Here is a 13,610-nt window from a genome sequence, read left to right as displayed (position 1 = left end):
GAGTGAAGCCAACTTAGCTTAATTATAAGTATGTTGATTCGTTTTAAGGGCGCTCTTTCATGCCTATGTTGTTTCTAACAAATAAATCGGCAGCATCCCAAATGTGTAAAAATACAATTTGTCATTGCGAGCGTAACGCAGTGGAGCAAAGCAATCGCAAAGTAGAGATGTTGCGATTGCTACCCTTCGGGAACGTCAAGGGCGAACATTTCGCTTCTCTTACGAGACGCTACCGCGTTAAGCGAAGCTATGCCAAAGGCTTTACGCTTCATTCGCAATGACAACTAATGATGTTGGTAAATTTGCAAAATTGGGATGTTCCCAATAAATCATCCGTTACAATTGACATTCTCGACTGAGTACCAAGCGTCCATCAGCAAGTCGATAAACCCCTTGTGGTTCAACTATGCGATCGCCTTTTTTCCAAGTCCGCGATGTCTTGTCATTGACACTTCGCACCTCACCAGTCGAATAGATTGAAATTAATTCATCTCCCGGACTATTACGTAAACCACCAGAACCCGTGATGAAGAATGTACCCTCTTGTTTGGGACTGCGTGAAATGCAACTATTAGCGATCAATGCATCAGTATCCATAACGTTTGCGGATAATTCTGTGAAGCTGTTTTGAATAGAACTGGTATCGGGTGCATTAATTTTAATTACACCTGAAACGCCTAATTCGGAACTTGCAGTAATATCACTTTTTTCGGTTGGCTTTGGACGCGACTCGATACCGAAAATCCCTTGAGAATTGATTTGGACATTTCCACCTGTGCCACTGTATGCGTTGGCGCTGATGTCGCTGTTTTCTTCGGGGATGGCGACGATAAATTTAGAGTTGATATTGATGTTACCGCCATCACCCCCAGCTTGGCTTCTACCTGCGGTGGTTGAAATTAAACCGCCACGGCGCAAAAGTAATAAATCAGCGATATTGAGGGTGATGTCACCACCCGCACCCGTAGCGTTTGCCCTGCTCTGGGAAAAAATCCGACTGTTGTTAGCGAAAGTTACTGCATCGCTGGCTTGAATTTGAATATCACCACCCTTCGCTGCACCAGAAGTAGCGCTACCAATTCCAGCACCGTTGTCTAAATTCAATTGAGTCGCATCAACAACAATTGAGCCGCCATTCAAACTAAATAGATACGAACGGTTTCCGTTAAGCCCAATTTTTCCCCCAAATAGCTCAATTGCACTATTTCCACCTGTAGCGAAAATCCTTCCATTCGTTAAGTTAATGGCTGCCCGTCCGAAATTTTCTGGGAACTTAAAACCCAATGAGGAGCCATTGACATTCAGCCCAACGGTTGTATCTCCACCCACTGCTCCCAATTTCACTTGTCCATTTTGAGTAGACAAATAACTATCATCCAAGGCAATTTCACCGCCCATAAGTGCTAAAGTGCTGCCAGAGCCAACACTCAAACCACCAACAGCATTTCCTTGAGAATTCCGAATCACTGCTTGGCTAGTAATACTTCCAGGTTGCGAACCAAACTGCAAGCCAATTGGTACATTGATAGCCAACAACGGCGGTGCTTGCGGATTTGTAGCGCTAAACTCTACGCCATTGGCAAAGACTAAGCTATTTGCTGTCGTCCACAAAAAAGAACCCTGTATATCTAACTGGGCATTTTTCCCAAACACAATGCCATTAGGATTTAGCAAAAACAAATTCGCATTACCCGATACCCCCAAAGTCCCGAAAATATTCGATGAGTTACCACCAGTAACGCGAGAAAAAATATTTGTTATCCCCTCTGGATTGGCGAAATAAACGCCTCGACCAACACCAACGTTAAAATCTTGAAAACTGTGAAATAGGTTTATGCCACGAGCCGCACCGCCCCCGATGCGGTCATTATCTTTATCAATAGGAACGACTTGCGATCGCTCTATCCCAAGGGTGTTATCAGGAGTTAACTGAGCAAAAGTAGGGTGAATAGAAACTGCTAACGCTCCCACGCACCCTAGTAATCCCGCTACACCAAACCGCAAAATTTCCATTATTTCTATTCTCCTAGGACTAGCCCTTTCAAGGTGAGCATATGTACTATCAACGTTTTTACGGCATTTCAGGCATCGGCTGGAATTGAACAAAGAATTTATGCATTAAACTCCAAATTTTTGGACTGTAAATTAAGCGATCACCTTCGCCAAAATACCAAAATTGGGTTAAAATATCATTTATTTCATAGTACAAACGTTCACCTTGAAAGGGCTAAACTATAGGACTTACGCATTGACAAGAAATACCAAAGATGGATTAATACCATTTCTTTGTGAGGCTGCGCCAAACCCTTCTAACTTCTTTCTTTGTGTCCTTTGCGTCCTACCCTGCGGGAAGCCGCTCCGCGTCTATGCGGTTCGTTTTTCTTTCTTCTTTTTTCTTTTTTGTATTTATATATGGTTTAGCGCATCTTCATACAGAATTGATATAAGGTTAAAAACCATATCTTTCGTAAGGGCACAGCAATGCTGTGCCCCTACAGCATGGTCTATTTACGATCGCAGGATAATTAAGAAAAGCCTGAAAACTTCTTCAAGATAGGTAATGCACATCACGATGCATTTGTACAGTGTGTAAGTCCTATCTCCCCACTTTCTCTATATTCTTTCGCTTGAAATTTTCTGGATATCTTCGATGCGTTGCTGAATGATTTTGATATCGACTTCGCTTCCTATGGGGATTTCAGACTGTGCGAGGTCTTGAACTAAACTTGATCCAGTTTTACCCAATTTACCATTACTGCTTGCTTTCAATGCTTCTTCAAATGCTTCATACCACAGTTCATTTTCAGCATAATAATTTACACTTTCTGGGATGCTAGCAAATCGGTTTTTAGCTAGTGATTGAGGATTGATGACGGTAAATTCTGCATTGCTAACAATTGGACGCGCTTCGCAGTCAATTGCAATTTGCCAGAAATATGTTTTACCTACAGTTAGTTCAGGATAATCAAGGGGAAGTTTTAATTTATTGATCCCGACTGTTGTTGGTATTTCTTTAACTTTGCCGATTTGTTTAACAGTTGTCGCTGAATCGAATTCAAAAATTCTTAATCGCACGGTTTGGGAACTTGACATATACCAAGCAAGCATTGGACGTGTGGAAGCGGTTTTACCGATAAATGTCACAGGTGCAAGCTGCATCATTGGGATATTACTACTCGAACATCCACGCGAACCACCCGCACTGGAATATCCACTGGCAGGTTTGCGATCGCGTGGTTTAAACTGAGCATAGGCGGGGACTGCGCTAATAAAAAAAATCACTCCCACAACTAAACTTGTAAGTCTGCGGCTGTTTTGCCAAAATCTAAAATATTGATGATTCATGGTAAATGCTGATAATTCTATGGTTATCTACTAAAATCTTGACTTATCGGTACTGGGGAAGAAATTATGAGTAAGATTTGCTTGGGGTTATGAATCCCCAGTCTCCAATTGAAAATCTAAAATTCCTTCGTAGGTTTCCAACTAAGTTCGCATACTGTCCCACGAGGGGAAAGCGATTCCCGTCGAAACTCTCCTCCTAATTGTCTGGCGAGTAGTTTAGAATGTTTTGTACCTTTATTTTCCAGCTTTGATTGAATCCCAGAACCGTTATCTTTGACGCACAACTTATATTGACTTGCACCATAAACACCCGTTGCTTGAACACACTTTACTCCTTGAGCATGTTTGCCAACATTACACAAAGCTTCTTCTAAAAAGAGACAAATTTTCCGTTTTTGTTCCCTACTTAAATACTTATCATCAATTGGATCAAAATTGCGAATTTTAACTTTTAATGTTTTAAAATATTCAAAATCATTCCGCTCTAATGTACTTGAATAAACTTCATATAACAAATCATGAAGCGGTCGGTTCAATTCGATAATCAATCCGCTTCCTAAACGCAAGCTCTCTTCTGGGGTTAATGTTTCGAGTTTGAGAAATTCGCCAATTTCCCGAATTTCTCGATCGAGCTTTTCAAATTGTCCAAGCAGTTGTTCATAGGGTACATCTTTAGCACGCATGTGCTTTAATCCATAGGCGAGGGTTTGTAGGGGGCCATTATGAATTACGGTAAAAGTGTGTTGAATTGTGTTTTGACGTTCGTTAATTTGCGATCGCAAGAATTTATCGTGCTGGTAAAATGCAAAAGCACTCAAGCCAACCCCATTCACAGCTAATACGATCAAACTAGGTGCTACAGGAATCCATATACCCCACAACCACAGCATCACATAGCCGTAGCTAAACAGACAAACTCCGGCTAGACCAACACTAAATAGATTTTTCCAGACAGATTGGGTAAGCCGTCCGATAATAATCGGCAGAAAACCCCAAATCACTATCCATGTGTATTCTCCCATATCTCCCCAACTGTGCAACATTGGGCGACCATCGATTACAGTACTGAGAATTTGACTGATGACGTGAGCATGATAGTCAACACCGTAAATTTGACCCTTTAATTCTAATGTTGGCAAAGCAGATGTATAAAAAATATCACCGCCGCTGAGATTTCGGTTGCCAACTAATACAATGCGATCGCCCAACAATTTTGCATAAACGTTCTGATTTTTCTGATTGAGAATATCGCGCAGTGATAGAACATGAAAAGGCTGATAATTATTGCGGTAATTAATCAAAATTGACAATCCCCCATCCCCATGATTAATATCTACATATCCACCAAAATTAGGGGTAATTCGGTGCAATTCAGTTCCCTGAATCATGATTGTATTCGGGTCATTTTTCCCCGTTTCCAACTCCATTCCTTTTTTTTTGAAGTATCTAGTAACTAACTGTAGTGCTAGAGAATATTTATCTTCTTTATCATTATTTGGGTTCGTTGTATATAACAAATAGCGTCGATTTTTGCTATCTGCATCATTAAATAAATCAACAAATCCAATTTGTTCAGGTGGCAAACTTCGGGGTGGAGGAATCTGTGCTGGTGGTAAGATTTTTTCAATACTAATAATATTAGTATTTTCCCGCCATACCTTAGCGAGTTGTTCGCCACCAGGTTCAACGGGAACATTTTTGAATATATCCAGCCCAATTGCTAGCGGTTTATAGGTTTCCAGCTTGGTGAGTAACTCTGCAATTTTCCCATCTGGAACCGGATATTGCTTAACCCATTCAATATCTTTTTCGTCGATCCCCACAATGACTACACGCTCATCAAGTTTTTCTGCGGGACGCAGACGTAACATGGTATCGAGGAACATCCATTCCAAAGATTGCATTCCTCCAACCATACGTATCAAGATCACCAACACCAACACTAGTATTCCCGGACGTGCAGCAAGAGACCATAACCCAATTTCTTGGTAAATGTGATTCCAGATTCTCTTTCTCATCTAGTTTTTTCTGGATTAATTTTCCCCGTTCGGATTAACGCTCTCCAGAGTCATAAAAGAGCACTAATCGATTAAACCTTCTTCACGGGAACGAACTTCAGTTTGGATTCGCATATTCTTACCACCTTGCTTGCAGTCTTCAGGATATACCCCCAAAACATCCTGAATCTTCGTCCAGTAAGTCCGCACTGCTCGTTCTGATTTATACATTCTCTCAGCGATCGCCTTATCTGTCAAACTCTCTTCAAAAGCCAACCGCAACACCTCCAACCATTCCGGTTTGAGTTCAATCCCCGTTTTGATGTCTTTCGTGTGAGTTGCACCGTGAAGTGCCAAATTAACCCGCATTAGCATTTCCGATTCGGGTAATCCTTTGTCTGCGATCGCAAACCCACCTTGATGATTATCTATCTCGTGTTTAATCCGAATTAACGCCTTCACATAACTAGTTTGCACCATGAAATTCTGATGAGGATATTCTTTAAGCAAATTTTGCAACAGCTTAATTCCGGTATCAATTTCTGCTATCTTCTTTTGCTGATCGGGAATTGATAAATCCATGACAATTAGGTCAAACTGATGAAATTGGAGTTGATAAAGTGTCTCTTCTCCAGTCTGAGCTTTAATAATAGCAGCTTCGGGATACTCTCGACTTAATACATCGAGAGTACCAGTCAAAATTAATTGATGGTCATCGACAACAAGAATACCCAGTTTTTTTTCCACTAGTAAATGTCCCCAAGCTTGATCTTCTTCCAAACTTACTCCTACCGTATTTTTATTTATGTTTATTTAAACTAAAAATTTCTTTAAGCTTTACAAAAAATCCTGTACTCTACGATGTTTACCCTGAGATTCATATCTTGCACTTTTTATCCCTAACTCTACTCGTTGAAGTATGCACCTATTCTAATTGGAGATCAATTTTCAAGCTATGCACAAAAGTGCAAATCTAGACAGCAAGTCTAAACTCAAACGGCAAGAGACTTCCAGAAAATAAAATTTCCAGATAATTCAGAAGCTTTGAACGGTTCATTTTGAGAAAATTTGAAAATCATAAGAATACTAACTTATGGGATAATTTAATCCCGATACGGCGAATCATCCGCTCGTCCGGCAAAACTACCCGCTTTTGACGCAGGCGATTTTGGCGGGCGCGAGCGGGCAGATTCGCAATATGGCGACTAACGGCGGAAATTTAAATCAGCGGACGCGCTGCCCGTATTTTTACGATACGGCGATGGCGTGCAACAAACGCGAGCCGGGGGGCTGCGGCACGCTTGAAGGCATCAACCGCAATCACGCAATCTTCGGCTGGTCAAAAGATTGCGTTGCCACGCACCCGTCGGATATGGCGATCGCGCTCGTCGCGCTCGATGCGATCGTTCACGTTCAAAAGGCAGACGGCACTCAGCGCCGCATTCCGTTAATAATCTGTCAGTACGTAAGTCCTAATCATTTCAAATCACTATAGTGCCATTATTAACCGCCTCAGCCAAAGCTGAACCAAAAGAATTTTCAGATTGAGGGTCAAATATGCTGCCAAGACCAGAAACGATCTGTCCATAGTTGAATGCACTGCTGGTACTACTGGTTCCCTGAGCAAAGTTAGCACTGATTCCCTGAGCAAAGTTAAGATTGATACCCTCAGCAGGGTTAATCCGGTTATCGCCTTGAGGCAGCCTTTCTTTAGTGACTAAAACATTAGTGATATCAATGGTGGGAATGGGAGTAGGATCAGCAATACTGATGACATCACTTGAACTAGTGTTGACATCACTTGAACTAGTGTTGACATCACTTGAACTAGTGATGTCATCACTTAAACTACTCACGACATTATTCTTTGATGAACCACCGATAAATTTTTGCAGTTTTCCGTTGTTGACATCAAGTTGAGCCAACCAACCGTCCACAGCTGAGGTATTAACACCATTAGTGTTCCCTAATAAGCCATCAGTAGCTCCAGTCACGTAAACTTTACCAGAGCCGCCAGTAGTAACACCTATAGGGTAGTCAAGATTATTTTTGCTTCCAAATTGTTGAATCCACTTGTTATTGCCATCAGTGTCGAACCTCGCCACCCAGGCATTATAAGATTCATCTTTTTGGCCTTTTCCTAACTTACCGTTAGAATGTCCGATGATAAAGATGTTGTCATTTTCATCGATCTCCATGTCCGATAGGTACATACCATCATCATCTGGAGAACCAAATTGTTTAGCCCACACTTGAGAGCCATCTGGACGAAGTTTGCTAATCCAAATATCGCGGGCCCCGATTCTCTTTTTCCCCACCTCTGTGCCAATATCTCCTGTAGTCCATCCTGTAACGTAAATATTGCCGTTGCTGTCAGTATCAACACCCCAGGCAAAATCAAGTCCCTGATTTATACTTCCAAGCTGTTGCACCCACTCTACCTGCCCTGCGGTGTTCAGCTTTGACACCCAGGCATCGTACTTCAAAAGCTGTCGTGATGGGTCTGACTCTACGACTAAGCCCTGAGTCCAGCCGATTGCGTAGCTGTTGCCATTATTATCTACGGCAAGGTCGTAACATTCGTCAAAGAAAGGAGTTATGTCAAAAGGGAAGCTCGCAGAAGGATTTTTAATCGAGGTAACCCACTGCTGGTTGCCATTGGTGTCAAACTTCGCCACCCAGGAATCATCCTGAACCGCAAAATTGAAAATGTCTGTTCTTTGATTCTCCTTAATTGCTATTCCTGATAAGTAGACATTGCCTGTTGTATCTATATCTAGGGCAAAGGCTCCACTCGAAAAACCACCAGCGCTAAACTGCCTACCCCACAACTGATTGCCATTGGTGTCATATTTTGCCACCCAAACATCAGTTTCTGATGGTTGGTTGGTTGGAAACACGCTACCCGACGTGCCACCCGCTAGGTAGGTGTTACCGTTATTGTCTGTGACGCTTGCCCAGTTAGACTCATCACCAGAGGAGCCAAACTGTCTACCCCACAACTGATTGCCATTGCTGTCATATTTGGCTATCCAAGCATCTGTAAAACCAAGATTTGTTCCAAACAACGGCCCGGTGGTAGTTCCTCCGAGATAGATATTGCCAGCAGAATCTGTATTCACAGCAAGACTGAGATCGTTTCCGGTAGTTCCTAATTGCTCAACCTTCTTGTTTAGTGCTGGTTTTTTTGGTGGTTTTTCACCGACAAACCGAAAATTATCCGAGTTCAAATTTAAATTGACTTCAGGCTTGGCAACCACAAAAGCGACGAGGTCAGGTGCTCCCTGTTGCAGTGAAAAGATACCTTCTCCAGAAATCGGTTGTGCGACTCCTTGAACCTGTAATCCGTTAACTTTTACTAATAGATAGTCTTTCTTTTGACCATTTAGTTGGATGATGTCATTATTTACGCCGAAATCATAAATGACAGCAAACTCGTTCAAACCAAGGAAGTTTGTAGTTAGTAGGGTATCTGGGTTAGAGGTAGTATAGTAGGGCTGAGTTGTATCACCAAGAACAAATCTGTCTGCTCCTACAGATGGGATATTTCTGTCTAGAATCAGAAATGGATTACCACCTTGTTGAGCAGCCTGAATATTCAGAATAATCTCATACTCTTCGGCAGAGTTGTCAAATATATCGCCAAACAAATAATCTACATTTGTTGCTTGAGTGGCGCTTACAATCGGATTATCAGGATAAATGGTATCGTTTCCGGCACGACCGAAAAGGGCTTCAGAAGCATTTGTACCCCCTCCAATTACTAAATCGCTGGCAGGTGTCAATAATGAAATTGCTAATTGTTCATCAGCCATTTTGTTTAAATCCCTTATTTGAGAAACAATTCAGATTTTTTCCAGACTCAGTTTTGCACTTGTGAGAGGATGTTTTAAAAGTCGCAAAATATACTATCTTGATAAGTTCTACACCTGATCGAATGAAACGTACCGGAGAGCTAGGGCAAGGCTGTTTCATTCGATAAGATCATGATTTTGTCAAGAGTATGAGCGATAAATTTAGGGAAGTGGGAAAAAGAAAAATTACCAGTTCAACGGATAATTTTAAGTGCAAATGCCATTTCCTCGTCTAATCAGATTTTTTAGTTATCTGATTTGTTTTGCTTGAAACGCTTGTAAACCAGCGCCTTTTAGGGTATGAAACAGCCTTGGGGGCTAGGGGGTTAATTCCGAGGCTTTTATGTTACCAAAAATACTTTTAAAACATCCTTTGACTAATTTCCGTTACCTGGTGCTGATACTCTGGTGGTTATATTAGGCATCTGCAAAGAATAATATCCAATAATTAGGCCAAATGGTAAATGATTTATTTTTCGCAAATTCCTTTAACAGTTTCAAATAAACGATAAACCTGATTTTTTTGTTCAATACATAAATCATCTTTTTTGTAAAGTCTAATTTAGATACGCTTACCCTGCTTCTTGTGTTTAATAGAAACAAGAGAATTCTTAGTGAGTTGGTTAAAAGTTGGCTGAACAAACACCAGAATCAAAAATGCCCCACCTAGCAAGGCAACACTAGCGAGAAGCACAGTTGCGTGTAGACCTGATACAAATGCATTGCTGATCGCCTGATGCATAGCTTGGGCGGAAATGTTAGGTGGCAGGTCACTGGGGACTTTAACTCCACTATGCAAAACATCAGCGAGAAGGCGATCCTGGAGGTTGGAGGGTAGACCCAAAGTAGAGAGCGATCGCGCCAAATCTGAGGCTAGCAGTTGTGTGAGAATTGTTCCTTGTATAGCAACTCCTAAAATAGTGCCGATACGATTACTAGTGTTGATTACTGCTGAGGCAATTCCCACTTTTGTCGAGGGTACAGAATTCAGACCTACTGCTGCTAAGGGCGCGAGTGTCAAGCCGCTACCAAACCCCGAAAGAATCAGGCTCCACAAAATCGCTCCATACTCTGTATCAGCACTAATTCGGATCAACGAAAATGTAGCTATGCTTGCTACGATAAGTCCTGTCGCGATCGCAAAGCGCCACCCTAAGCGAGCAGCAAACCACCCAGAACATATAGATGCAATTACAAAAGCTCCATTCATCGGCAGGAAGCGCAAGCCAGCTGCCATTGCCGAGTACCCCTGCACTTGTTGGAAGAACAGGCTGAAGATAAAAAGTAAGCTGACAACACTGAAGAATACCAAAACCTCAACGACATTGACAACAGTAAATGTCGAATTCTGAAACAAGGTTAATGGCACCATTGGGTGGCTACTGTGGGACTCAACAAATAAAAATGCTATAAAGCTAAGTCCAGCAACTATCAGCAGCAAGACAATGAGCGGCGATCGCCACAGCCCAGTATTCCCTTGGGTAAGTGCGTATGTAAGTGAAGCCAGAAATATGACACTGAGCAGTAAACCAGGCACATCAAGACGTTGTTTGTTGGAATCTTTACTTTCCTTAACAACACGCAAAGTCACCTGAAAAGCGATCGCGCCCAGTGGTAAGTTGAGAAAGAACACGCTTTGCCATCCCAAAGTATCTACTAGGAGTCCGCCTAGTCCAGGCCCCGCAACGAGGGCAAGTCCTGACACGGCAGCCCAAATACCAAGGGCTTTTGATTTTTCATTCGGTTCAGGAAAGGTATCAGCAATGATCGAGAGAGAACCAGTCACTAGGGCAGCAGCCCCAATTCCTTGAAGGGTTCGCCCAGTAATCAAGATACTCAAATTTGGAGCCAGACCACAAATTAAAGAAGCGATCGTGAAGATGACTAGCCCTGTAAGGAAGACTCGCTTACGTCCATAAATGTCTCCTAATGTTCCGCTTGGCAGCATTATACCAGCCGCAGACAAAGTGTAAGCGTTGAGAATCCACTGTAATCCCGACACGCCAGAGTTTAGACTTATCTGAATCTGGGGAAGCGCCACATTCATCACAGTGTCATCAAGATTGGCCATGAAGAGGGCGAAACACATTGCCGCCAGGGTAACTGCTTTAATACGATCTCGATTCATCGCTGTTACTACCTCTGCTGGAGTGGTTCTGCCACTGTTGTTTTAGTTGTTTTATAATTATTAGCAAGAATCTTCTGTAAGATATCGGGAACTTCAAACACGGCTCTATTGTTTACCGCAGCAACATTTGCACGGTAGCAGGCAAAATTTTCCGGCTCAAGAAACTGCTCAACTGCTCGGTCAATATCTCGAAAACTGCGGATAACCAGACCTACCTGCTGCTGTTGAATCCAGTCAGTGTTGTATCGTTCCTGTGGCATTGTTGCAGCACTGCGTTCCACAATCACTGGTAGCTTCATTACTAGCGCCTCACTAATACTACCAGGGCCTGGTTTACCAATCAGAAAATCACTAAGATGCATATAGTAAGGAATGTCTTTTGTAAAGGTGGTGACAAACCTTTTCTGAAGAGCTTGGCTCTCACGTAAAGCTAAAGCTAGTTCTTCATTGCGTCCGCAAATAAAGATGAGTTGTAGCTTTTGTTGAAAAGACTCTAGACGCTTGGCAATTTCCAGCATTACTTTGGAGCCATTACCCCCGAATAATACAAGTCCAGTCAGACAGTCTGGATCTAAACCCAACCGTTGCCTTTCCTGGGCGCGATCGCTCACAATCGGTTCATAAAAGCGAGGGTTAATCACCAGTCCCGAAGTTTTGACGATCAGCTCCTCCTTTACTCCCAAAGAACGAGCTTGCTCCACTGCTTTTTGGGTGCCACAGACTATATAACTTCCTGTTTCCGGTTCTATCCAATAAGCGGACGGAAAATCAGCAAAATCTGTCAGAATTGTCACCAAAGGTGTGTCTGGTTTTACTCTTTGTAAACTTTCCCATATCATTTTATTAAACAAGGGCACTACAGAAACTACCATATCTGGCTGTTGCTCACGCCAATGTTCTTCAAATATCCTCACACCAGCATCGTGATTTAGTTTGATAAGTAGTTTATTAAAAGGCATCATCAGATGGTGAATCCATGTCCAACCACTTTGCATAATCTGGTTGAGAACTTGATCCCCACTAGTTCCGAATAGCCTGTAAATATCCAGTGTCTTTTGTCCTTCTGCTAAACGCTGCGCTAATACGTCTACATCGGTAACACTAGTTTGACAGGGGAGTTGTTGCTCAATGATTGAAGATATCGCATTAGAAGTAGCGATATGCCCTCCACCACTATTTCCGGTGACAACATTGATCAAAAACTTTTTTTTTGGATATGAGGGTGATTGCATTGTTTTCATAAATACAAAATATCTCTTAAAAACAAAACTTTTTTTGTTATCCTGCTGGGCGAACTTCTATTCAACTCAGTTCACCAGCAATTCCATAAGGAGGCGAGCATCGGATTAAATACTTTTGCGGAACATGATGCTCATCCCAGAATGGAAACTCAGCCAATAACCAAAAATAGCGTAGAAAAGGAATTTATAAGAGGACAACGCTTTCCCTAGTTTCAACGGCTCAACAAAAACGTCTGGTGAGTTGTCAAAGAGGCTCATGTAAACGTTATAAACTCGATTGTTGAAGCCGAACCAGGGTGTATCGTCATATTTTCGGTCAAAGAAATCTACAGGCTCCCATCCCTGACATCTTCCTAAAGATTCGAGGGTTTCACGCGTGTATACATGAAGGTGGTAGGGGATATGCATACAGTTAAAGTGATCGGGTAAGTCGGGTCGCTTGAGGTCGATATTAGCGGCGTTAGGTGTACTGATTAGAATGTAACCACCAGGAGACAACATATTGTTTAACTTACTTAATAGATCATTAGGATCTTCAACATGTTCGATGACATCTTGGAGCGAGATGTAATCAAATGGTCTACGCTGGAGGGTTGTTGGATCGCCAAAGCCATCTTCTGACCCATAAGGGTCATATCCATAGGAATTGGCAAAGCCACGTTCTTGCAGATATTGTACAAACAGACCGTTAGCACCACAGCCATAATCGAGTAACGAGTGAGTCTTGGAAAACCCATGCTTTGTCAACTGGCGGCACAGGTTGCCATAGAGAAATCGATATGACCATGTAAGTACTGCCTTAGCAGTCGGGTATTGTGTGTAATAGTGGTCAAGGTCTACGACATCTAAACAGTGTATCGTCTTGCAATCAGGACATCGCCAAACCTGAAACTTTTCGCCTATAAAGGCTCTGACACTACAAGGAAACGTAGAAAATGCAGATTTATCATTCGGATCGACGCGATAATTGCAAATGGAACATTCAAGGCGTTGCTTGGTTGTACTAACGAGTTGTTGTTGCACCATAATCCTTCTGTGAGAAAAT

At 42.2% G+C, this 13,610-nt stretch carries 8 protein-coding genes and 1 pseudogene; 1 reads left to right on the top strand and 8 read right to left on the bottom strand.

Features of this window, described 5'->3' with window-relative positions; all coding sequences use genetic code 11:
- Positions 1 to 336: 336 nt before the first annotated feature.
- From LC586_RS16165 to LC586_RS16150, 4 genes are all read right to left on the bottom strand, one after another.
- Entirely contained in the window at positions 337 to 2,013 is a 1,677-nt protein-coding gene (locus tag LC586_RS16165; RefSeq protein ID WP_229485792.1) for a filamentous hemagglutinin N-terminal domain-containing protein, read from the bottom strand.
- Between the two features lie 600 nt (positions 2,014 to 2,613).
- Entirely contained in the window at positions 2,614 to 3,345 is a 732-nt protein-coding gene (locus tag LC586_RS16160; RefSeq protein WP_229485791.1) for a DUF928 domain-containing protein, read from the bottom strand.
- Between the two features lie 116 nt (positions 3,346 to 3,461).
- Positions 3,462 to 5,363 (bottom strand): sensor histidine kinase, encoded by a 1,902-nt coding sequence (locus LC586_RS16155; protein WP_229485790.1) that lies wholly within the window; start codon positions 5,361 to 5,363, stop codon positions 3,462 to 3,464.
- Positions 5,364 to 5,426: 63 nt separating this feature from the next.
- On the bottom strand, positions 5,427 to 6,122 hold the full coding sequence (locus LC586_RS16150) for a response regulator transcription factor (protein ID WP_229485789.1): 696 nt from the start codon (positions 6,120 to 6,122) through the stop codon (positions 5,427 to 5,429).
- Positions 6,123 to 6,447: 325 nt separating this feature from the next.
- Here LC586_RS16150 and LC586_RS16145 point away from each other — a divergent pair.
- Positions 6,448 to 6,789, top strand: a pseudogene (locus tag LC586_RS16145) (FAD binding domain-containing protein); the annotation flags it as partial.
- Positions 6,790 to 6,823: 34 nt separating this feature from the next.
- Here the strand turns inward: LC586_RS16145 and LC586_RS16140 are convergent.
- The 4 genes from LC586_RS16140 to LC586_RS16125 form a co-directional block, all read right to left on the bottom strand.
- Positions 6,824 to 9,157 (bottom strand): SBBP repeat-containing protein, encoded by a 2,334-nt coding sequence (locus LC586_RS16140; protein ID WP_229485788.1) that lies wholly within the window; start codon positions 9,155 to 9,157, stop codon positions 6,824 to 6,826.
- A gap of 601 nt (positions 9,158 to 9,758) precedes the next feature.
- Complete coding sequence (locus LC586_RS16135) at positions 9,759 to 11,324, bottom strand: MFS transporter (protein ID WP_229485787.1); 1,566 nt, start codon at positions 11,322 to 11,324, stop codon at positions 9,759 to 9,761.
- Positions 11,325 to 11,332: 8 nt separating this feature from the next.
- The gene (locus tag LC586_RS16130; RefSeq protein WP_229485786.1) at positions 11,333 to 12,556 is read right to left on the bottom strand and encodes an MGDG synthase family glycosyltransferase; all 1,224 of its coding nucleotides are present in this window, start codon (positions 12,554 to 12,556) and stop codon (positions 11,333 to 11,335) included.
- A 114-nt stretch (positions 12,557 to 12,670) separates the two neighbouring features.
- A complete protein-coding gene (locus tag LC586_RS16125; RefSeq protein WP_229485785.1) occupies positions 12,671 to 13,591 on the bottom strand; it encodes a methyltransferase domain-containing protein in 921 nt (306 codons plus the stop codon).
- Between the last annotated feature and the right edge of the window lie 19 nt (positions 13,592 to 13,610).

It is taken from the genome of Nostoc favosum CHAB5714 (assembly GCF_020829495.1).
Taxonomy (GTDB): Bacteria; Cyanobacteriota; Cyanobacteriia; order Cyanobacteriales; family Nostocaceae; genus Nostoc; species Nostoc favosum.
Note: the sequence above shows the minus strand (reverse complement) of the source record. Positions and strands in the feature narration are given on the sequence as shown.

Coding starts and splice junctions, on each gene's coding strand:
- LC586_RS16135 (WP_229485787.1), bottom strand. CDS start 11,324: ATGAATCGAGATCGTATTAAAGCAGTTACCCTGGCGGCAATGTGTTTC.
- LC586_RS16160 (WP_229485791.1), bottom strand. CDS start 3,345: ATGAATCATCAATATTTTAGATTTTGGCAAAACAGCCGCAGACTTACA.
- LC586_RS16140 (WP_229485788.1), bottom strand. CDS start 9,157: ATGGCTGATGAACAATTAGCAATTTCATTATTGACACCTGCCAGCGAT.
- LC586_RS16130 (WP_229485786.1), bottom strand. CDS start 12,556: ATGCAATCACCCTCATATCCAAAAAAAAAGTTTTTGATCAATGTTGTC.
- LC586_RS16125 (WP_229485785.1), bottom strand. CDS start 13,591: ATGGTGCAACAACAACTCGTTAGTACAACCAAGCAACGCCTTGAATGT.
- LC586_RS16165 (WP_229485792.1), bottom strand. CDS start 2,013: ATGGAAATTTTGCGGTTTGGTGTAGCGGGATTACTAGGGTGCGTGGGA.
- LC586_RS16155 (WP_229485790.1), bottom strand. CDS start 5,363: ATGAGAAAGAGAATCTGGAATCACATTTACCAAGAAATTGGGTTATGG.